The 20,224-nt window shown below is 28.8% G+C and carries 18 protein-coding genes; 7 read left to right on the top strand and 11 right to left on the bottom strand.

Features of this window, described 5'->3' with window-relative positions:
- Positions 1–192 precede the first annotated feature (192 nt).
- From ACMCMH_RS04580 to ACMCMH_RS04570, 3 genes are all read left to right on the top strand, one after another.
- Positions 193–807, top strand: a complete 615-nt coding sequence (locus ACMCMH_RS04580; RefSeq protein WP_412727551.1) for a trimeric intracellular cation channel family protein — start codon at positions 193–195, stop codon at positions 805–807.
- Positions 808–1,068: 261 nt separating this feature from the next.
- On the top strand, positions 1,069–4,026 hold the full coding sequence (locus ACMCMH_RS04575; protein WP_412727549.1) for a MutS-related protein: 2,958 nt from the start codon (positions 1,069–1,071) through the stop codon (positions 4,024–4,026).
- An 88-nt stretch (positions 4,027–4,114) separates the two neighbouring features.
- Positions 4,115–5,173, top strand: a complete 1,059-nt coding sequence (locus ACMCMH_RS04570) for a DNA cytosine methyltransferase (protein ID WP_412727547.1) — start codon at positions 4,115–4,117, stop codon at positions 5,171–5,173.
- On the opposite strand, the gene ACMCMH_RS04565 is transcribed toward ACMCMH_RS04570, so the two are convergent.
- The 5 genes from ACMCMH_RS04565 to ACMCMH_RS04545 all read right to left on the bottom strand — a co-directional run bounded on the left by ACMCMH_RS04565 (position 5,167) and on the right by ACMCMH_RS04545 (position 10,471).
- Positions 5,167–5,757 carry a hypothetical protein gene (locus ACMCMH_RS04565; protein ID WP_412727545.1) on the bottom strand — a complete coding sequence of 197 codons (591 nt, stop codon included), beginning with the start codon at positions 5,755–5,757 and terminating at the stop codon, positions 5,167–5,169. The genes ACMCMH_RS04570 and ACMCMH_RS04565 overlap by 7 nt on opposite strands.
- The gene (locus ACMCMH_RS04560) at positions 5,754–6,362 is read right to left on the bottom strand and encodes a response regulator (protein ID WP_412727543.1); all 609 of its coding nucleotides are present in this window, start codon (positions 6,360–6,362) and stop codon (positions 5,754–5,756) included. The genes ACMCMH_RS04565 and ACMCMH_RS04560 overlap by 4 nt, the downstream gene beginning before the upstream one ends.
- On the bottom strand, positions 6,355–8,502 hold the full coding sequence (locus tag ACMCMH_RS04555; protein WP_412727541.1) for an ATP-binding protein: 2,148 nt from the start codon (positions 8,500–8,502) through the stop codon (positions 6,355–6,357). The genes ACMCMH_RS04560 and ACMCMH_RS04555 overlap by 8 nt, the downstream gene beginning before the upstream one ends.
- A 360-nt stretch (positions 8,503–8,862) precedes the next feature.
- The gene (locus tag ACMCMH_RS04550) at positions 8,863–9,372 is read right to left on the bottom strand and encodes an NADPH-dependent FMN reductase (protein WP_412727539.1); all 510 of its coding nucleotides are present in this window, start codon (positions 9,370–9,372) and stop codon (positions 8,863–8,865) included.
- 16 nt (positions 9,373–9,388) lie between these two features.
- On the bottom strand, positions 9,389–10,471 hold the full coding sequence (locus tag ACMCMH_RS04545) for an ADP-ribosylglycohydrolase family protein (RefSeq protein WP_412727537.1): 1,083 nt from the start codon (positions 10,469–10,471) through the stop codon (positions 9,389–9,391).
- Between the two features lie 143 nt (positions 10,472–10,614).
- On the opposite strand from ACMCMH_RS04545, the gene ACMCMH_RS04540 reads away from it, so the two are divergent.
- Both ACMCMH_RS04540 and ACMCMH_RS04535 read left to right on the top strand, forming a co-directional pair.
- Complete coding sequence (locus ACMCMH_RS04540; protein WP_412727535.1) at positions 10,615–11,928, top strand: hypothetical protein; 1,314 nt, start codon at positions 10,615–10,617, stop codon at positions 11,926–11,928.
- A 9-nt stretch (positions 11,929–11,937) separates the two neighbouring features.
- Entirely contained in the window at positions 11,938–13,245 is a 1,308-nt protein-coding gene (locus ACMCMH_RS04535; protein ID WP_412727533.1) for a DUF6198 family protein, read from the top strand.
- Between the two features lie 4 nt (positions 13,246–13,249).
- Here the strand turns inward: ACMCMH_RS04535 and ACMCMH_RS04530 are convergent, their stop codons facing one another.
- The 3 genes from ACMCMH_RS04530 to ACMCMH_RS04520 form a co-directional block, all read right to left on the bottom strand.
- Entirely contained in the window at positions 13,250–14,296 is a 1,047-nt protein-coding gene (locus ACMCMH_RS04530; RefSeq protein WP_412727531.1) for a CNNM domain-containing protein, read from the bottom strand.
- Between the two features lie 8 nt (positions 14,297–14,304).
- Positions 14,305–15,564 carry an MFS transporter gene (locus ACMCMH_RS04525; RefSeq protein WP_412727529.1) on the bottom strand — a complete coding sequence of 420 codons (1,260 nt, stop codon included), beginning with the start codon at positions 15,562–15,564 and terminating at the stop codon, positions 14,305–14,307.
- Between the two features lie 85 nt (positions 15,565–15,649).
- Positions 15,650–16,159: an NADPH-dependent FMN reductase gene (locus ACMCMH_RS04520; protein WP_412727527.1), complete on the bottom strand. Its 510-nt coding sequence runs from the start codon at positions 16,157–16,159 to the stop codon at positions 15,650–15,652.
- A gap of 133 nt (positions 16,160–16,292) precedes the next feature.
- Here ACMCMH_RS04520 and ACMCMH_RS04515 point away from each other — a divergent pair, with 133 nt between their 5' ends.
- Positions 16,293–17,843 (top strand): SagB family peptide dehydrogenase, encoded by a 1,551-nt coding sequence (locus ACMCMH_RS04515; RefSeq protein WP_412727525.1) that lies wholly within the window; start codon positions 16,293–16,295, stop codon positions 17,841–17,843.
- Between the two features lie 39 nt (positions 17,844–17,882).
- Here the strand turns inward: ACMCMH_RS04515 and ACMCMH_RS04510 are convergent, their stop codons facing one another.
- From ACMCMH_RS04510 to ACMCMH_RS04500, 3 genes are all read right to left on the bottom strand, one after another.
- On the bottom strand, positions 17,883–18,332 hold the full coding sequence (locus tag ACMCMH_RS04510; protein WP_412727523.1) for a hypothetical protein: 450 nt from the start codon (positions 18,330–18,332) through the stop codon (positions 17,883–17,885).
- Between the two features lie 105 nt (positions 18,333–18,437).
- Positions 18,438–19,100: a tRNA-uridine aminocarboxypropyltransferase gene (locus ACMCMH_RS04505; RefSeq protein WP_412727521.1), complete on the bottom strand. Its 663-nt coding sequence runs from the start codon at positions 19,098–19,100 to the stop codon at positions 18,438–18,440.
- Positions 19,093–19,695, bottom strand: a complete 603-nt coding sequence (locus ACMCMH_RS04500) for a DedA family protein (RefSeq protein WP_412727519.1) — start codon at positions 19,693–19,695, stop codon at positions 19,093–19,095. The genes ACMCMH_RS04505 and ACMCMH_RS04500 overlap by 8 nt, the downstream gene beginning before the upstream one ends.
- A gap of 95 nt (positions 19,696–19,790) precedes the next feature.
- Between ACMCMH_RS04500 and ACMCMH_RS04495 the strand changes: the two genes are divergently transcribed.
- Positions 19,791–20,222, top strand: a complete 432-nt coding sequence (locus ACMCMH_RS04495) for a hypothetical protein (RefSeq protein WP_412727517.1) — start codon at positions 19,791–19,793, stop codon at positions 20,220–20,222.
- Positions 20,223–20,224: the final 2 nt, after the last annotated feature.

The raw sequence follows: 20,224 nt of genomic DNA, 5'->3' as shown, positions 1-20,224 counted from the left end.
AACCTCCGTTATTTAAATAGGATAAGTTTTGTCTTATTCAGGAGTATAACATAACCAAAACATAAAATACAATACAATAGAATATCTAATTTACTTCTTTAATTTTGTTAAAGATTAAATTGTGAAATTCAAAATTTTATTCTTTTTTATGGATACAAAGTATAGAATGCTGCTTTTAAAAAAGTAGGAAAAATGGATATTATATTATTTATTGAATATATTGGAATTGCATCTGCTGCACTTAGTGGCTTTTTGTTTGCAGTAAAAAAAGGTTGTGATTGGCTTGGATTATTTATTGCTGCTTTTTTAACAGCATTAGGTGGTGGAATCATAAGAGATCTTCTTGTTGGTAGAGAAGTATATTCTTTTACTCATTATATGCCTGTAATTATTGTAATTGTAGTTTTATTTATTTCTAGATTTTTTAAGGTGTATAAAAAGTCAGAACAATTAGAAAAAAAGTTTATTTTTATTTTTGCTGATGCAATTGATTTTATATGCTTTTCGATTGTTGGTGCTATTATAGCTATAGAAGTTGGATTCAATGTCTTTGGAGTTGCTATTGTAGCGTTTTGCAACGGTGTTGGTGGTGGAATTTTAAGAGATATACTATTAAATGAAGTGCCATGGTTTATGAGAACGGGCTTATATGGAACTATAAGTTTTGGTGTTGGAATAACATATTATCTCTTGTATATGATAGGTCTAAATACAATTTCTTATACTATATTTTTACTTGCTCTTGGAATTGCAATAAGAATGCTTGCTTATTATAAAAAGTGGCAACTACCTCCACTTCGAGACTAATATAAGATGATACTGAAGTATTATTTATCGAAAAAATATAATGTACATTGCCATCGAGGACGATGGGAGAGAGGGGGATAGAATTTAGACCAACAAAAAAAGAGTAAAAAAGATATAGTTTATTTAAAAAAATATCTGTACAGTTTGATCTGGATAATCTCTAAATGAGTATCATTTTGTTATAATAAAAAACATAATCTAGATATTTTTACTTTATAGAGGGAGCAATCAACATGTATTTAAAAGAACACAATAGTTAATATGAGATTAGAAGTTCAAGAGATACTAGAAGATAAATCGCTTCTATTAACACAAAACTATTTTAAACTCCAACAACTATTTGAAGAAAAATACGGAAAAGATACTATAGTACTAATGGAAATAGGTACTTTTTTTGAAGTATATGAAGTTAATAATGATGAAGAACAAATAGGAAAAGCTAGAGAGATAGCAGAGCTATTAAATATACAACTCACAAGAAAAAACAAATCAATCTTGGAAAACAATAAGTCAAATCCTCTTATGGCAGGAGTACCAGCTGTATCTTTTGAAAAACATATCAACCGTATCATTCAAGAGCAAAAGTACACAATAGCTATCATCAAGCAAGTGGGACTGCCACCAAATGTAAAAAGAGTTTTAGAAGCGGTTATCTCTCCAGGTACGAACTTTGATTTTGCTGTAAGTAGTGATGAGAACAATATTACATCAATCACCATAGACCAAGTAAGAGGTAACTACCTTGTAGGATACAGTGCTATTGATGTAACAACTGGAAAGTGCTATTTCAATGAAGTATTTGGTACAAGTGAAGATCCTAGTTTTGCACTTGATGAGGTGTTTAACTATATGAATATGCACAAAACAAGTGAAGTGGTGGTGACTTTTTTAGATAAAAGTATCGACCAAAAAGAGGTGTGTGAGTATCTTGAACTTTCTCATAAAACATTTCATATCTCACATATTCGACCAAAAATTACATACCAAAATGAACTGTTTAAAAATGTATTTCAAATAGAATCGTTGCTGACTCCCATAGAGCACTTAAATATGGAACGCTATGCACTAGCAAGTGAAAGTTTAGCCATACTTATAGATTTTGTAATAGGGCACGATAGTAAAATTATTGAAAAACTCTCAACACCTATTAAACTAGATGTGAGTAAATATATCTATCTAGGAAACAACGCTTTAGAGCAGTTAAATATTTTAGAAACTCCCCATCAACCAAACCTACTCAAACTCATAAACAACACTTCAACAGCGATGGGAAAAAGACTTTTAAAAGAGCGACTTACTCATCCTATAAAAGATGAAAAAGAGCTATTAAGAAGATATAAACTTTCAAGTGATCTGTATGATTACCATGCACCTATAGAAAATAGTTTAAGTAATATTTATGATATAGAAAGACTTTTACGAAGAATCAAACTAAACCGTCTACACCCTTTTGAACTTAATTATCTCTATGACTCTTTAGGAAGTATTAAAGAGGTGGTTACATTTATGGAGAGTTACAACTTTGTAAAACCACCTTGTAGCAGTGAAGAGATTGAGATATTTATCAAAACCATAGATGAAACTTTTGATTTGACAAATTGTGGAAAGTTTATGTTAAAAGATATTGACTCAAATATCATAGCCCAAGGTATAGACAGTAAAATAGATGCACTACTAAAAGAAAATGAACAGTTAGAAGAACAGCTAGATATTTTTAGAACCCATATTTTAAAATTTTTAAAAAGTGAAGACAAAAATCTTGTACCTATCAATCGTTTAGGAAAAGAGGGCTTTTTTATAGGGCTTACAAAAAATAGATATAGTTCGATAAAAAAAGAGCTTTTGGAATCTCATCTTATCATTGATGATGATTTATATTTGTTCAAAGATTTTAATATCAAAGTGCAAACAACAAGTGTGAAAATCACAAATAAACTCACCTCTACTATTTCAGATAAATATGTACATAATCTACAAAAAATAATAGAGCTCAATAAACTTGTATTTAAAGAAAAAGTAGAATACTACGAAAACAAATTTGCAAATATGCTTCAAGAGATGGTTTCATTTATTGCGGAGATTGATTTGACTGTTTCAAATATAAAAACAGCTAAAAAATACAACTATGTGGCACCTAAAATCATCAAACAAAAAGATGAACAAAAAACAAATTTTATAGAGGTGATTGATCTACGACACCCAATTATCGAATCAACTGAACAAAATGGTATCTATGTACCAAATGACATCATTTTGGGTGATCTTAATATGGCGAGTAAAGAGCAAAAAGATAACCTTATCATACAAAATGCACGACCAGATAATATGAACGATAACAAAATGCACGGAGTGCTTCTATATGGTATAAATAGTAGTGGTAAAAGTTCACTCATGAAATCTATAGGAATCGTAGTGATCATGGCACAAGCTGGATTTTATGTTCCTGCAAAGTCTATGCGATTTTGTTTATTTGATGAGGTATTTACACGAATATCTGGAAGTGATAACATCGCTAAAGGTTTATCTTCATTTGCAGTTGAGATGCTGGAGCTTAAAAATATATTTAATCGAGCGACATCTAACTCTTTAATTCTAGGTGATGAGATAAGTCATAGTACAGAAACAATGAGTGGAGTAAGTATCGTAGCATCTGCAATACTCAAACTTGCAAGCCTAAAATCTATTTTTGTATTTGCTACACATCTTCATCAGTTACCTGAGATTAAAGAGATTGCGAAGTTGAAAAATATCATCTGCCTACACTTAAGCGTTTTATACAACGAAGAAGATGATAAACTAGTCTTCAATAGAAAACTATCACACGGAAGTGGTAGCAGTATGTATGGTTTGGAGTTTGCAAAATCTTTACATATGGATAAAGAGTTTTTAAAAGTAGCCAACGACATACGAAAAAGACTTACAGATGATTATGATACGATAGAGAGATTGTCACAAAAGAAAACAAGCACCTACAACAAAGACTTATATGTAACCTCATGTGCGATATGTGGCGCTAAAGTAGATGATGTACATCATATCCAAGAGCAACAAAAAGCAGACGATAAAGGCTTCATAGGTCACATCAATCAAAACCATAAATTTAACCTCATACCACTTTGTAAAAAACACCATAACCTAGTGCATGAAGGGAAGATCAATATAAATGGATTTGTTACTACTTCTAAAGGTTTAGAGTTGCATTATAGTAGTGTGGAGTAAGGATTAAATTGTTTGAATTAAGTAATATTCTACTATAAATAAGGTAGTATTCTTTTTAAAAATCATTTTATATATAAAGAAAGTTCGAATGAAAAAAATTGCGGTAGATATTTTTAGTGGTGCTGGTGGATTAAGTGTTGGAGCAAAAATGGCTGGTATTGAATCCTTACTTGCTGTCGAATATTGTAAACATGCTGCATCAACTTATCAAAAAAATCATCAAAAAACCAAAGTTTTAAATAAAGATATTAAAAGTGTGAATCCTCTAGATTATACTGAAAAAAACCCTTTTATTTTATTTGGAGGACCACCTTGTCAGGGTTTTTCTATAGCTAATACAAAAACAAGAAACCTTGATAATCCTAATAATTGGATGTTTAAAGAATATATTAGATTCGTAGAAGATTTAGAACCAGAATGGTTCCTATTTGAAAATGTTGTAGGTTTTAAATCTTTTAATAATGGCGAGTTTGCAAAAGAAGTTGAAACAAATTTAAAAAACCTTGGTTATACAACATCTTCAGGAGTACTATGTGCTTCAGATTTTGGTGTACCTCAAAAAAGAAAAAGATTCTTCATTATAGGAAATAGGTTTAAGAAAAAGTTTGACTTTAATTCTTTAAAGAAAGAATCTGTTGTAAGTGTAAAAGATGCAATATCGGATTTACCTTCTTTGAAAAATGGAGAACAGTTACTAAGTGGAGATTATAAACCTAATATTACTAATTCATATTTAGAAATTATGAGAAAAAAGTCTGATAAACCATTACAAAATATTGTATCTAAAAATAAAGAATATATTATTGAAAGATATAAGTACATAAGACAAGGGAAAAATTGGCAAGATATACCTAAAAAATTATTAAGTAATTATTCCAGTACTGTTAATATGCACAGTGGTATTTATAAAAGACTTGATGAAAATCAGCCTACAGTGACAATTGCAAATTATAGAAAAAGTATGTTGATTCATCCTACGGAAGATAGAGGTCTATCTTTAAGAGAAGCAGCCCGACTTCAAAGTTTTCCAGATGACTTTATTTTTGAAGGACCATTAAGTTATCAGCAACAACAAGTTGGTAATGCTGTGCCACCATTATTGGCAAAAGTTATTTTTGAAAATATTTTGTTTTTAGATAATCAATAAATTTGAAAACATTCTTTATTATTCATTATCATAGGTGCTATTATAGGGTTTTGCATTCTTGATTCATGTAGTTTTTTTTGAAAAAATTCTTCAGTTTTCGCTTTAAGATAATCTTTGTCTGTTGTATTTTCAGATAAAATTAATTTTAATGTAAAGTTATCCATCTCTACAAAATCAGCTTTATGAAGTGTAGATATATGGGATGAATCGGAATATCCAAAAAACAATTTACATCCCCCTTCTTTTACAAGTGAAAGACCTAAATTGTTGGCAGTTTTACATGCTGTGGAATAAACAATTGAATTCTTGTAAAATTTTTTTGAATCATCTAATGTTATTAGATCATTATTTAATTCGTCAACTACTTTATCATTATTCCCGTGAGCATAAATTGTAACAATATAATTTTCACTATATTGAGATAAGCTTTTATGAAGGAGATCATTTTTACATGATTGATGGGAACAGTGAATCTGTATTTTGTTCTCTAATGTTTTAATAAAATCTTGTAGGTCTATATTACATAAATAAAAATAATCACCTAATCTTTTACAAGTATATGAAATAATAAAAATATCATTCATAGCTTTTTTTCTTGTTTTAATAAATCTTCAAAACTCATTTTATATAAAGCTTTTTGATAGCTTATACCAAATTCAGTATTACAATTAATTTCAGATACAAGTTCTCCAAATGATAATTCTCGATTATCTTTAGTCAATATAATTGAATCTTTTATTTCTGGGTGTCTAGTAATATATTCATTTATTGCCTCACTTAATTCTAATGGAATAGCATCTTCTAATAAATTAAAAGCATCTTTTATAGATTCAATTAATTCGTCTTGATTTCCTTTTCTTACAAAGGTAAAAGCATTGTCTTTTGCCATTGATTGATACATCTCTGGTTCAATCTTTGCTGAATATATTATAATAGGAATGTGTATATTCATTTTTCTAATCTTATGTAAAACTATTATTCCATTTATATCATCCATATCTAAATCTAAATCTAATATCAATATACTGTTAAGATTGAATTTTGATATATTTTCTAGTAATAAATAAGGACTATAATGTATAGTGACATTTGATGAAATACCATTTCTCTTAAACTTTTGTTCCCAAACTTCTTTTTGATCATCGGCATCATTTTTATAAGTATCATCTAACATAATTATATTAATCATTATCTTTTTCCTTTAAGGGTATTGTAATTTTAAAAGTTGTGCCTATATTTTTAAATTCACTTTCTATTAATTCAATCGTTGCATTAAATGTTTTTAAATTATTTCTAACAATATACAGTCCAATTCCTGAACCTTTCTGTTCTTTTGTTGTAGTAAAGTATCTATCAAAAATCAGCTTTTTATGTTTCTCTAAAATTCCTTCTCCATTGTCTGAAAAAAGTATTATATAGCTGTTATTATCTTTATATGCAGTATATTTTATGATTTTATCTCTATCTATATTTTCCAATGCCTTAATAGAATTATTGATTAGGTTATTAAATACATCTCTTAATAGTGTTTTATTATGAACAATAATAAATTCTTCAGGTCGTACAATTTCTAAAGAAATATTATTTTTATTAAATTTATAATCATAAGCATTAAAAACATCATGAATAAGAACAGATACATCAAACTTAACAAGTTTATCTCCTGCTTTAGCATAATCAAGCATGTAGTTAACATCTTCATTTAGTTTTTTTGATTCATCATGAATAAGTTTCATTTTTGAATAATATTCTGTATCTTTTAATTCATAATATAAAAACTCTGAAAAGCCAATAATTTTATCTATTGAGTTTTTAACCATATGTGCTAAATCTGCAGCATATTCTTGGAGTGACATTAAACTAAAATAGACATCCTCTTGATGTTGTAAATTCTTTTCTAATGTTCTAATTTCTTGAACACTTTCTCTAATTGTAGTAGAAATACCTTTTACTATTTCTAGTGCTGGATGTAACTCTTTGGCTATTTCAGGAGAAGATTTTTTTAAACTTGATAGTTTAGTTTTAATACTATTTAAATCGGTTAATGCATTATCTAAGTTATTTTTCTCTTGCTCTTTTTTTTCTTTTTTTTCTTTTTCTAAAACTTTTTCTATTTGAACAAGTTGCTTTATTATAAACTCTTTAAAATTTCTATATTGTAATGTATCCTCAAAATCTTGCCTATTGGTTAAGTCTCGTATTTCCTTATTATGATCTTTACTAATCTCTATAAAGCCAATAAAATCATGAGAACTAATTTTCCCAAAAAAGTTTGACCATCGTCTTTTATCAATACCTAGGATATCTCTATACTTATCTACATTGTCATTAGTTGCAGCAATTTCAACAAATGGAGTTGTCAAAACTCCATCTCTATAAATTTTAAACCCATCTATTTTAAATTGTTTACCCTCATATGCTTTTTTAAAATTTCTTTTTGCATGAGAATTAAACCAATATAGTTTTAAATTTACAGGACCAAAATCACATCTTTCTTGTTTTAAAGTTTCTATCTCTTTTTTTTCTTCGTTAAATCTTAATACTTCTTGTTTATTAGTTTTAGCATTATATTTTATTTCAAAGAATTTAGAAGCATAGTCAAGAGAATTATTTATTAAATTATCATATTCATTAACATCAAATAAGACATCTGATTCTTTTTCCTTAACAAGTAGTTTAAATTCATTATATTTTATTTTGATTGTAAAAGGTGAAATTAGTTTTGATAATTCTCTTTTTAATCTATTAATATCTGTTGTTGTCCATGATTCTTTTAAGTCTTCAAAAATAAGGGCTGTTCCATTTTTATGTATATCTGAAATTGTTGTCTTTGGAGTAGTATAGTTATTTAACATATTTGTAAATAAAGATGGGTTGATATTAGAAATTTCTTTAGTATATTTATTCCAATCAATTTCTAATTTGTGAATTACTGTTGAAGGGTCAGTAATACTTTCAAGTGTAATTTTATTTGCAAGTTTTTCAATTGCAAAACGACCAATGCCTTTTTCTCCTAGTAAAATTCTGTTAAAGGGTTTGGGTGATAATTTATTGTTCCTTTTACTATTTGTACCAATTTTCATCCATTTATTTTTAATGTCATCTTTATTCATACCATGACCATTATCTTGAATGATAATTTTACCATTTTGCTTATTGGTAGAGTCTATAAAATCAATTTTTACTTCTGTTGCATTTGCATCATAAGAATTTTTTACAAGTTCTATAATTGCAGTAAATTTATCTGATATTAACTGACTTCCAAGTAGTTTAAATACATTTACATCAAAGTCCCATGTAAAAGTATCTGTATTTGATTTATTAGGCATATATATTCTTTTTAGTAAATTTAATGTATAGATTGTAGCATTTTTGCTATATATTTTCCTTAATAGTTGTATTATAATACAAAATAAATTATGCGTTTTGTTTTATAAATACTTATGAGAATGGTAGTGTAATATTAAAATTCAAGAAAGTAGTAATAATTCAATAGAAAATGTAATCTTTGAGATCTAATTATCTAAATAGAGCATTAAATATTGAAGATTTATACTCAATGATAGAACGAACAACGGTACCTTATATTTAAATAGAGGTAATAATAAGTTAAATATATTGAGTGAGAGTCATATTTTTTAATAGGAAAGTGTAGATAAATATATATTTTATCTACACTTGATGAAGATTTAGTCTTTAGAAAGCTTAACTAACTGCTCAATCATTTTTTTAGCACTATCATCATTTAGTGGTTTTTCATATGTTGTTAAAAGTTCTCTTGCTAAGATGTTTGCCCCAAGGTGTTGATACATGATTCTCATAGCTTGAAGACCTTTTGCTCCACCTCCACCACTGTGTGTTGCTAGTCCTACGATTTTTTCATTAAAAGCATCTCTCCAGCTATCTGTTGATCTTGAAGTCCAAGCCATAGCGTTGTTTAAAACTGGTGGCATAACACCATTGTATTCAGGTGCAACGATGATAAATGCTTTGAGTGCTAAAATAGATTCTGCTAATTTTTTTGCAGCTTCTGGTAGACCATTTCTTTCCTCTTCAACTGTACTATATAATGGTAGAGTTAAATCAACTAGGTTTATAACTGTTGTTTCTACACCTTTAGCTTCTGCTAATTCTTGAATTTTATCACCTAGTTTTCTGTTATTGTTTGCACTTGCTACTAGTATTCCTATTTTTGACATGAGTATCCTTGGGTATTTATTGTTTATTTTCTTGATTTAATAATGGCAGTTTGTTTAACAACTCTTCACAATAATCATATTGTTCTAAAGAGTGTAACCACTCTTGATTTAATGAACTCATTCCATATTTAGCACCTAGTACCATACCTACAGCTATAGCTCTTGAGGCATTGTCCCCACCTATCATAGCATTTGCTACTAGTGCTTTATTTAGGGCATCTTCTTGTTGTGAATATTTCAAGATGATATAAAGTGACCCTGGAAGTGTACCTTCTGTTGGACTTGCTTTTCCTACTCGTATAGGCTCACTTCTTCCTACATCCCAAAGTTTTGCCATAGATGTTAGGGCTAGGTCATCTGAAAATTGTTCTTTATGTAAAGATGAATTTTCATCAGCTTCTTCTACCACTTTATCAAAAGCAATTTTTACTTTATCTTGGATGAACTGACTACTTTGTACTGCTGTTTCTTCGATAGCATCTTTTATCTCTACTCCATTTAAGACTTTAAATGTAACACGAGCAAAAAACTCTCCACCATCTAAGGCTTCTGCATTTTTGTGTGTAAACATCACTTCTCTTGAAAAGTGTGCTATAGATTCTTCATCTTCAAAACAAGCATAAGAAGCTAGATGTCGTATCGCCATAGCGTTAGAGAATCCACCCACTTGTGAAAGTGGTATGTTTTGTTTGAGTTGGGAGTATGTCTCTTTTGTCATAGTACATATCCACGAGCCCCAGTTGTTTTCAAAACGGTGCATCCAGTGTGGAATAAGACTTTCTAATGTAAACATCTCATTTTTATCAGCCAAAGATGCTAAGTGTTCCAAAACTAAAATGTTATAGTCACCATAGTCAGTTGTGCCACCAGCTTTTTTCCCCGGATGATAGTTTCTCTCTCCCCATCCGATACCATGAGTTTGACCACCCATCATCTCTCCAGGTGACATAAACTTTTCTATGTTTTTATCACCATAAGCTTTGAATATTTTTTTTGCATCATATTCATAGTGTGAGCCTAAACATAAAGCATCACCTACGATTGCAGAATAAAAGATACCTTTTATCTTGTCTTGTTTTGTCATAGTTTCTGTATCCATTTTCTGCCTTAGTTTTTTTTGAGTTTATCAAAAAGAGATTTGGAATAGTTATAGGTTTTTTCTTTAGTTGAATTCTGTAAGATTACATATATTTTAAGTACTTGCTTGATACAATCCAACAGATAATAAATAGAGGAAATAAAATGTCAAAATTAAAATTAGGATTGGCTTCGATAGTTGCTGCGGGTTTTGTTGTGGGTGGTTTACCTTATATTACAAAGAGTTCTATAGATTCTATTATCAGTGAAAAGAAAAATGAGCTTATAGATAAAGGTTTAGATTTAAAAGTAACCAATCATAAAGGTTACTTTGAGAGTCAAAGAGATATCGAAATCAAGTTCACCAATACAGTTAAACTACTCGATTATATATCTAATGAAACTCAAATAGACCTAGAAACTCTCAATAGCCTTACAAAAAATGGTATGATTTTTAATGAAATATCTTTTAAAGGAACAATGAATAACTCAAATCTATTCCCTAGTAAAGTCAAAGTAGAGTTGATTTTGGATCAGCTGCCAGAAGATTTACAAAATACTATGTCTGAAAATATTCATCTTAAAAATTTTATAAAAGAGTTGCAGTTAAATGCACATTTTAATACAGAAGGTCAGCTTATATATGTGTCACTTAACGACTTAGTGATACAAGACAAAGATATTGTTGCAAAGATATTAAAACCTGAGATGAAAATTGAAAACAATATTTATGAAACTTCAATACAAAATATTACATTCAATTTAAGTAAAACAAGCGAGTATTTACTTGTTTATTTTGATGGTATAAAAGATAAATTGATATACACAGATGACTTTAACTTTGATGAAAAAGCAAAAATTGAAACAATAAAATTTCATTTAAAACAACAACAAAGAGCATCAATAGAAGATTTGAAATATGAAAGCTCTCAAAATTTTCTGAATACAACAATGGCAACAAAAGATGATCAAGTTTCGATAAATACAGATTATATATTTAATGATATCACGCTCAATGCAAAAAGTTTACATACAAAAATAGATAAGTTTGCACTGGGTATAAATATGACAAATATTTCAGAACAACCTTTACGAATACTCAGTGACAGTTTTTCTGATGATTATAAGTTGCAACAAAATTTAGAACCAAAATTACAAGAGATAATAAATAATGGATTTTCAATAAACTTAAATTCTCACATAAAAAATATTAAAAACAACAATTTAAGTGCAAAAGATATTTCAATAGATCTAAATATGGATATCAAAAAGAATGATATTTCAAAATATGCAAATAATGCCTATATTTTACAGTACATAGACATAAAAGGAAAAATAAGTTTAGATAATCAGACAGTGACTCAACTTTCACAAACTCTTCCTATAGGAAGATACAATACAAATGTACAAAAAGAGAAATCAATTTTTGATATAAAACTTGAAAAAAATTCATTTTATATTAATGGAAAAAAACTGTAAAAGAAAACAATGACAACACTCAATATAACTTATTTTAAAAGAATTATTGCTCTTACTGTAGGACTTTTTATTATGTCTGTGGGGGTTGCATTGTCCATAAAAGCAGATATAGGAGTTTCTCCTATATCGTGTGTTCCTTATATTTATAGTTTGAGATTTCCTTTGAGTATAGGTGAATTGATGATTCTGATTAATGTGTTGTTTATGCTAATGCAAATGGCAATACTTCGCCGAAATTATAACCTCATACAACTTGTACAACTTCCTGCAATTATATTTTTTGGATATTGTATAGACACTGCTATGGTATTGGTTGTAAACATTGAACCAACAAGTTATATAGTACAATTTATCTTGTGTTTAGTCTCATGTGTTGTTTTAGCGTTTGGAATATTTTTAGTAGTAAAATCGAAACTTACTTATCTTCCTGTTGAGGGATTGGTTGTTGTTATTGCACAAACTTTTAAAAAGGAGTTTGGTAAAGTAAAAATCTCTATGGATAGTATGATGGTTATCACAGGGATTGTGAGCTCTTTTTTCTTTTTAGGTGAACTAGTAGGGATACGAGAGGGGAGTATTATTGCTGCTTTATCTATTGGGGTGTTGATTAAATTTATTAGTTTAAAACTTCCTATGATAGAAAAATGGCTTACTGATGAATCTTCACAAAAACCAAATGTAGAAGATTTAAGTATAAAATATAATAATACTTTTGTACTAACAATTTCAAGAGAATTTGGTAGTGGAGGACATGAGATAGGTAAATATATAGCTAAAGAGTTAGGAATAGCTTTTTATGATAAAGATCTAATAGATTTAACAGCCCAAAAAACAGGATATACAAAAGAGTATATTGAGGAAAATGAACAAAAACTAACAAACTCTTTATTGTATGAATTATATGAACAAAATTTCAATTATGTAAATGATGAAATTCCCCCTAAAGATGCACTTTTTTTAATACAAAGTAAAATCATAAGAGATATTTGTGCGAAGGAGTCTGCTGTTATTGTAGGACGATGTGCAAATTTTATTTTAAAAGATCATCCTAATTGTATTAATATTTTTGTTCATGCAAATATGGATTATAGAGAAAAAAGAATCAATACTCAATACAATTTAAACACAACTTTTACAAAAGATGATCTTAAAACTATAGATATAAAAAGAGCAAATTATTGTTATCATTTTACAAAAAAAGAGTGGAATGATAAAGAAAATTATCATTTATATATTGATAGTTCCCAATATGGTTCATCAAAAAGTGGGCAAAAAGTGCTTGAGTTTATAAAAATAAATCAAGAGAAAAAGTTATAATATATTAAAGATTATTTTTAAAAGCTTTTAAACTTTTTGCAAGTTCTCTCATATTTGGGTTGTTATCAAATTCATCAACGATCTCAAGACCCAAAAGTGTTTCTATAGCATCTTCAAGAGTTACGATACCAGCTGTTTGGTCATAGCTATCAATCACTATAAAAAGATGTTCTTTTCTGACAATAAACAAGTCAATAAGTTTTGGAAGAGGGATATTTTTATGTACTTTATAAACAGGTTTAATAATCTCTTTTTTATTTTTTATTTTTTGCTCTATAAATTCATAAAAAAACTCTTTTGCAAAAACAACTCCCACAATATCATCGATATTTTCTTTATAAATAGGAACTCTTGAGTACTCTTTGAGTTTTTCTAAATCAATAATTGATTTGTCATTTTTACTTAAACTCTCCAATAAAGTATCTTTAGGAAGTGCAAAAAGAACATTTCTAGGAGTATAAATATCTTCAACACGAAGTTCTCTTAATTCGAAAATATTTCCTATAATATTAATCTCTTTTTCTTTGAGTATACCTGCTTCTTCACTCATGACAACAGTTGCTTCAAGTTCATCTTTTGTGATCTTATTTTTATTTTTATCTTTTGCAATTGCTTTTGTAATAAACTCCATACCAACCAAAAGAGGATATGTAATAAAAACTAAAAAGCGAATCATATATGAACTCATACTACTTAACTCTTTCCAATAATATGCTCCAATAGTTTTTGGTATGATTTCTGAAAAAACCAAAATCAAAATTGTTAAAATTGCAGAGACATAAAACATATACTCTTCCCCAAATATCTTTGCAGCTTCTGCTCCAACACCAGCTGCTCCTAAAGTATGAGCAAAAGTATTGAGTGTTAGTATTGATCCTATCGATTTATCGATATCTTTTTTTTGTTTTTCGAGTTGTTTACCAATTTTAGCATGAGAATTTTTTAGTACTTTTATATAAGTAGGCGTTGTTGAAAGAATAACTGCTTCTAAAATAGAACAGATAAAAGATATACCAACAGCGACAAAAAAATATATCAGTAAAAGAGTCATGTAATTCCTTAAATATTATTGGTTTGTTGTTCGTCAACCCACTCTTGATCCTGTCGTGGATCAATCTCAGGGATAACACTACTTGAAGTTAAAGGAACATTTACAAAAACACTCATATCATCATCTGCTATTCGTTTTTTAGAGAGTGAATAGAAAGCTAAATAGATTCCTAAAACTGTAAATATGATAAATAATATATTTTGATTTAAATAACTAAATCCAATCCCAATAATAATAGGAGCTAAAAAAGAACCTGTACCGTATGCAAAAAGTAACGCTCTTGATATCTCTACTATATCTTTATTCTCATCAATAACATCATTTGCGCGTGATAAACTAAGTGGATATATACAAAAAATACTAACACCTAACAATAAACCTAAAACATAGAGTAGGGTTTCACTAGGAGATAAAATAATAAATAGTATTGAAATACAAGCAGTAGAAAAACCTGTAAAAGCAATCAGTTTTCTTCTTCCATACATATCAGAAAGTTTCCCAATAGGCCATTGGGAAAGAAGCCCTCCAATAAGAGTAAAGGTCATAAAAAAAGACAAAACCTCTTTTGAGTCAAAAGTGTTTAATATATATAAAGGGATCATTGTAAAAAAACCACCAATTAAAAAACCACCGATGAAACTTCCTGTTACTGATAATGGAACAATATTATAAAGTTTTGGAAAACTATATCTTTCAAATGGCTGTAAAACAGGTTCTTTTATTTTTGTCATTGCTATAAATATAACAGAAAAAAGAACTAAAATAGCACCTATAGAAAAAATCATATGTTTAAAATCTTCATTAATATTTAGAAGTAACTGACCAAGAGCTGTTGCTAAATAGAAAATCGTTGTATAAATTGCTAGTATCTGACCTCTTTGTTCATTGGTACTTTTTTCATTGAGCCAGCTTTCTAGAATGATAAGTAACCCATAGTAAGCAAAACCTGAAACAAACCGTAGAATCGTCCAAAAAAATTCATTTAGAAATAAAGCATGAAGTAAAAATGTTATAACCATCAAAGAAGCAAAGGTCACAAAACTTCGTATATGACCAACACTAGAGATTATTTTTTGGCTAAAAATAGAAGATGCCATAGCACCTAAAAAAAATGCAGCATTGATAATCCCGATAACCATATCTGTTGAGCCATTTTCTTTAAGAAAAATACCAACAAATGTCATGATCATTCCATAGCCAATCGAGAGAAAACTAATGGAAAAAAATAAAGATGATATAGCGAAAATTACAGAGTTCTTTTTTGACATCTCTTACCTTAATTCTTTTTAAGATGGTACTAGATGTATTGTTAAAAAATCCTAAAATTGTGTCTTAGTTCTAAAGACAAAAATATTAGTCTTTAGAAAGTTTTACTAATTGCTCAATCATTAGGTTTGCAGTTTCTTGGTTGAGTGGTTTTTCATAAGTTGTTAGTAGTTCTCTTGCTAAAATATTAGCACCCAAGTGTTGGTACATCAATCTCATAGCTTGAAGACCTTTTTCTCCACCTCCACCACTGTGAGTTGCTAGTCCTACTGTTTTATCATTAAAAGCATCTCTCCAACAATCTGTTGATCGAGAAGTCCATGCCATAGCATTGTTTAAAACAGGAGGCATCACTCCATTATATTCTGGGGCAACTATTATAAATGCTTTATGTGCTAATATTTGTTCTGCTAAGTCTTTTGCTGTATCAGGGATACCATTTCTTTCCTCTTCTACTGTACTGTATAGGGGTAAATTTAAATCAACTAAATTAATAATCTGAACTTCTACATTTTGTTTTTGTGCTAACTCTTTAAGTGTATCTCCTAATTTTCTATTATTCCCTGCACTTGCAACGAGTATTCCAATTTTTGGCATTTGTATCCTTTTGTTTTAAAATCTTGATTTAATTTTACAAATTTTATCAAAAAGAGATTTGTAGAAGTTATAGGTTTTATGTTTAGTTTTTTTCTGTAAGATTATATATATTTATCTTTGTTAATATGAGTTTATGAATAATAATTTACAGATGGTATACACTTACCACAACGAAACAAAACACGCACCCACACGATACGCACGCTCTTTAGGATATATGGACTGGGCAACCCAACCAGACCCTTATAGAAGTTATAAAGATACAAAACAGATCAAACTTCCTTTGTCTTTTACAAATACAACTTTAGCCTACAAAGACATATTTGATGAAGGTACAACTGAAAAAGCCCCTTTATGTATAGAATCGATTAGTCAGTTTTTTCAATTTTCTTTAGGATTAGCAGCTATTAAATCTTACGAAGGTCAATCTTGGGCTTTACGATGTAATGCGTCAAGTGGTAACTTGCAACCAACAGAATCGTATATATTAGCAAATGATATAGAGGGTATCGAGGATGGACTGTATCATTATGGAGTAAAAAATCATCATCTTGAACTTTTAGCGAAACCCAAAGAAAAACTAGATATTCCAAAAGATTCTTTTATTGTAGGGCTTACTTCTATTGTTTGGAGAGAGGCGTGGAAATATGGTGAGAGATCATGGCGATATACGCAACTTGATTGTGGTCATGCTTATAAAGCACTTGAAATATCAGCAAAAATTTTAGGCTGGAATATTCAGCTACTTGATGCAAATACTCAAGAGATATCATCTTTAATAGGTTTAAATGATAGTTCTAGGTATGTACCTGAAGAGATTGAATCTGCTGATATGCTTTTGCTTGTAAGTAAAAACAATGAGAAACAAAATCTAGATATTTTACAATTAAGAGCATCTTTACAAGATGAATATTTTGGAAAAGCAAATATGTTAAGTCAATCAAGACACAACTGGGAGATACTTGAAAAAATAGAAAATGCTGCAACTCTTGAGTCTAGTAAAATAGGGCTTATGAAAAGTGAAAAAAATAGTTTAAGAACTTGTGAATATAGTTCAAAAGATGTTGTTTTAAAAAGACGCTCAGCTCAAGTGATGAATAAAGATGATGCAAATATTACAAAAAAACAATTTGAAACTATACTTAAAAGTGTCGAAACAAAAGAGAATCAAGCAGTAAATTTGGTACTATTTGTACATAGTGTAGAAAATTTACCATCAGGACTTTATATACTTTTGGGTAACAAAGACAGTAAAGAGGAACTACAGTCGATAACAAAAAGTACTTTTTTATGGGAAAAAGTGGAAAGTACTGTAGATGATTTATATCTTCTTCAAGGTGGTGACTTTAAGCTCATAGCCAAAACTATTTCGTGTAGTCAAGATATAGCAGCTCACGGCGCCTTTTCTTTAGGGATGTTAGTTGAGTTTGATAAACAATTAGTGCAATATGGAGCACATAGATATAAAGAGTTATATTGGAACTGTGGAGCAATAGGACAACAGCTTTATTTGGAGGCTACTTCATTGAAATTGAGTGCTACTGGAATAGGGTGTTTTTTAGATGATATAATGCATGATGTATTAGGATTAGAAAATAGTAAATTTCAGTCTTTGTATCATTTTACTATTGGTAGAGGATTAGTTGATAGTCGATTGACAAACGAAGAACCATATCAAGAATAAGAAAATAGTTTATTCTTGATATTTATAAAAGTTGAGAGATTAGAATAGTGAAGGGATATCTTCTTTTGTAATATATTGAACACTTGTTACTATACCATTGTTTAATTTATATACTGTAAGTTTTTCTTCTTGTTGTAAAAATCTTTTATCTTCATCATCTGTTATAAGTAAGATGTTGTAGTTATATTTTTTCATTTTTGGCAATGCAAAGATTTTTGTAATAATAGAAGGCATACCTGAAATGTCAGCTATAAAAACGGCATTATTGGCTTCTAAGAAACCTTTCTCTTTAGTTGCAAGAAAATCGTTTAGATCTGCAGAAGTTCCTTTTTCAAATGAAACTATCATAGTTTTTACATCACTATTTACTGTATGTTTTTTATCAAATTGATCTGTTAATTCAAAACTACCTATGTTGCTATTTTGGTTAAAACTATTTGAAAATAGAGCGGTTGCGAACATCGCTAAAAATAGTACTTTTTTTATCATTTATTTTCCTTTTTATGACATAATTTGTGGATTTGATTTTATCTTTAAATTCATAACAGTTGTTTTTTTTTAGAGATTAACTTTGTAAGTTAACCAATAATAAAGTTATCGTTTTAAAAAACGAGGATTTTTACTATCAGAACTCAAGACACAATCAATTTGATACTCAACCATTTTTTCAAAAGGTAAAAGAAAACCATCTAAAGCTTTTTGTTCTATATTTTCTATTTTGTGTTTATTTAAAAGTTCTAAAATACATAAAGTAGATTCCATCGTTGATAAACAGTATTTATTTGGTTGTGTTTTGATTTTGTAAGCCGATGATTTATCATGTACAAAACTCACTTTAGGTAAAGCGCTTATATTTTTACTTACTGCTAATATTTTATTTGAGCATGGCCATGTAGAATCGATGATAAAAATTACATTTCTTTTATTTTCTTTTTGAATCGTTTGATGATTTAGTTTAATACTATCATCACCTGGATATAAAACATAACAAGAGTTGTTTTTATCATTTATAATAGAGTTTATTTCGTTGTCATTATTAAAATCTATACCTATATATATTTTAGAGTTAGGCAAAGACTGGTGAGTAAATCTTCCTGTATTATTTTTAGTTTTTTTGAACTCTTTAGGATGCATGATGATAATAAATCGAGTGTTTGTATCTATTTTTTGTATATACTCACACATACAGCTTTTTTTTGGTCGATAGCACTCATAACACTTTTCTCTTATATCAGTAGGTTCAATATTTTTAGGCATTTTTTCTTTTATGATTGTAGATATACATTGCAGTAATAAGTGCAACACAAACTAAAGTAATAGTTACAATTTGAGATAGGTACTCTTTTATAAGTTCTTGGTTTTCACCTATTAAATATCCTAAAGCTACAAGGATTATACTCCATATTAATGCCCCAAGAGAAGTATAAAAGATAAAAACTTTTAGATTCATTTTTGATAGTCCTGCAGGTATAGAGATAAGTTGTCTAATACCAGGTATTAATCTTCCTGTAAAAGTAGAGATGGCACCATGTTTTTTAAAAAAGTTTTCCATTTTATCAAGTGTTTCTTCAGAAATCAAAATATATTTACCATATTTAAGTAAAAACTTTCTCCCTACATATAATGCACCAAAATAATTTATAAGTGCCCCTCCAATAGAACCTAATAATGAGGCTAATAAAATAAGTGAAATATCCATATCCCCTTTTGAGGCCAAATACCCAGCAGGAACTAAAACTATCTCACTAGGAAAAGGGATAAATGAACTCTCAATTAGCATTAGTAAGAAGATACCTAAGTATCCCATATCAAAAATTTGGTCGGTTATAAACTGTGCTATTTCATGTATCATTTGAAGTGTCTTTGTATTAATTTAGAGATGTAATTATAGACTAATGTTGATTAACTTCTAATTTAGATATAATGCAGCAAATAGAAGGATAAGATATGGCAAAAGGTAAAAAGACACTCATTAAAGATATAAAAAGAGTATCAAAAGATATTGTCTGCGTTAATGGTGCAGAATATATCATTATTGAAGATGAAAAAGATATAGAAACAGCAATTACAATGAAAATCACATCTCATGGAAATAGAATCTTACGATTTGAAGACCCTAAAAAAATGGCAACTATTGATAGAAAAAGAGATATTAATGTTGTGAAATATACTATATTAGATAAACATAGAGCTTCAAGATTTAAAAAATCATTAGAAAGAAGTATCTTAACACAAGAAGATAAAAAAGTAATTTTATCAAACGAATCATCACATATCAAAGCCCGAGCTATAGTAGATAGTTATAAAAAGAAAGATGGTGCAAACTACGATAAACAATCTGGTTTAACTACATTTTATATAGCAGAAGAGATCAACTAAAA

This window comes from Arcobacter sp. 15-2 (assembly GCF_047159865.1).
Classification (GTDB): domain Bacteria; phylum Campylobacterota; class Campylobacteria; order Campylobacterales; family Arcobacteraceae; genus JAIOSF01.
This window is presented reverse-complemented; position numbering and strand designations above follow the sequence as displayed.

Coding starts and splice junctions, on each gene's coding strand:
- ACMCMH_RS04510 (WP_412727523.1), bottom strand. CDS start 18,332: ATGATAAAAAAAGTACTATTTTTAGCGATGTTCGCAACCGCTCTATTT.
- ACMCMH_RS04550 (WP_412727539.1), bottom strand. CDS start 9,372: ATGTCAAAAATAGGAATACTAGTAGCAAGTGCAAACAATAACAGAAAA.
- ACMCMH_RS04525 (WP_412727529.1), bottom strand. CDS start 15,564: ATGTCAAAAAAGAACTCTGTAATTTTCGCTATATCATCTTTATTTTTT.
- ACMCMH_RS04555 (WP_412727541.1), bottom strand. CDS start 8,502: ATGCCTAATAAATCAAATACAGATACTTTTACATGGGACTTTGATGTA.
- ACMCMH_RS04505 (WP_412727521.1), bottom strand. CDS start 19,100: ATGCCTAAAAATATTGAACCTACTGATATAAGAGAAAAGTGTTATGAG.
- ACMCMH_RS04575 (WP_412727549.1), top strand. CDS start 1,069: ATGAGATTAGAAGTTCAAGAGATACTAGAAGATAAATCGCTTCTATTA.
- ACMCMH_RS04580 (WP_412727551.1), top strand. CDS start 193: ATGGATATTATATTATTTATTGAATATATTGGAATTGCATCTGCTGCA.
- ACMCMH_RS04540 (WP_412727535.1), top strand. CDS start 10,615: ATGTCAAAATTAAAATTAGGATTGGCTTCGATAGTTGCTGCGGGTTTT.
- ACMCMH_RS04535 (WP_412727533.1), top strand. CDS start 11,938: ATGACAACACTCAATATAACTTATTTTAAAAGAATTATTGCTCTTACT.
- ACMCMH_RS04515 (WP_412727525.1), top strand. CDS start 16,293: ATGAATAATAATTTACAGATGGTATACACTTACCACAACGAAACAAAA.
- ACMCMH_RS04545 (WP_412727537.1), bottom strand. CDS start 10,471: ATGGATACAGAAACTATGACAAAACAAGACAAGATAAAAGGTATCTTT.
- ACMCMH_RS04495 (WP_412727517.1), top strand. CDS start 19,791: ATGGCAAAAGGTAAAAAGACACTCATTAAAGATATAAAAAGAGTATCA.
- ACMCMH_RS04500 (WP_412727519.1), bottom strand. CDS start 19,695: ATGATACATGAAATAGCACAGTTTATAACCGACCAAATTTTTGATATG.
- ACMCMH_RS04520 (WP_412727527.1), bottom strand. CDS start 16,159: ATGCCAAAAATTGGAATACTCGTTGCAAGTGCAGGGAATAATAGAAAA.
- ACMCMH_RS04565 (WP_412727545.1), bottom strand. CDS start 5,757: ATGAATGATATTTTTATTATTTCATATACTTGTAAAAGATTAGGTGAT.
- ACMCMH_RS04530 (WP_412727531.1), bottom strand. CDS start 14,296: ATGACTCTTTTACTGATATATTTTTTTGTCGCTGTTGGTATATCTTTT.
- ACMCMH_RS04560 (WP_412727543.1), bottom strand. CDS start 6,362: ATGATTAATATAATTATGTTAGATGATACTTATAAAAATGATGCCGAT.
- ACMCMH_RS04570 (WP_412727547.1), top strand. CDS start 4,115: ATGAAAAAAATTGCGGTAGATATTTTTAGTGGTGCTGGTGGATTAAGT.